At 38.0% G+C, this 644-nt stretch carries 2 protein-coding genes; both read right to left on the minus strand.

Going from position 1 to position 644, the window contains the following annotated elements:
- The coding region (gene tnpB / locus I6E24_RS16575; protein WP_262911946.1) for an IS66 family insertion sequence element accessory protein TnpB at positions 1-221 on the minus strand (221 nt) is incomplete at its 3' end.
- 3 nt (positions 222-224) lie between these two features.
- Positions 225-557, minus strand: coding sequence for an IS66 family insertion sequence element accessory protein TnpA (gene tnpA, locus I6E24_RS16580; protein WP_235329819.1), 333 nt, complete (start codon positions 555-557; stop codon positions 225-227).
- Positions 558-644: the final 87 nt, after the last annotated feature.

A 644-nucleotide genomic window follows, 5' to 3' on the forward strand; every position in this document is an offset into this window, starting at 1 on the left:
CCACTCTCAAGTCTCATATTATATATCACCAGCCCACCGTATTCGGCATGGAGTATTTTCATGTTGGTCAATGATTTATTGATAAATATAAATGCATCGCCTTCCTGTACATCCTTACCCATTTTCTCTGTCACGATTCCGCTCAGAGAGTAAAAACTCTTTCGCATATCAGTCGGATAAGGGTAAAGGAAAAAACGATCTGAGTCACTGAGGCAAAACATGGCTTACTGGCATAAAAGGATTAATGACTTTAGCACCTCAAGTGATATTGCACTATTGATACGAAGCGTTACACCATTGGCGTATATAATCTCACATTCTGAATCGCTTTTAGATTCTATCTCTTTTGAAGCAGTAGTAATGTTCAGTTTACCGTTCAGATTGTTCATTCTTACAGGAACAAATCCTTGTGTATCGGGAAGAGCTGAATCGGTTAGTTTCCTACGCCAGTAATAAAATTTACCTTCGTCAAATCCGGTATTGTTACAATAATCCCGGACAGACAAACCAGACAACTTCCAGTCTTCGTATGTCTGCTTGAATTGGTCTAATGTCATATTCTTCATTTTTGTACAATATTGGTTATGGGTACAAAAATATAAAGAATCAAGACTGAGTTCTGACGGGGTTTACTGAATGCTTAC

Source organism: Bacteroides caecigallinarum (genome assembly GCF_021530995.1).
GTDB lineage: Bacteria > Bacteroidota > Bacteroidia > Bacteroidales > Bacteroidaceae > Phocaeicola > Phocaeicola faecigallinarum.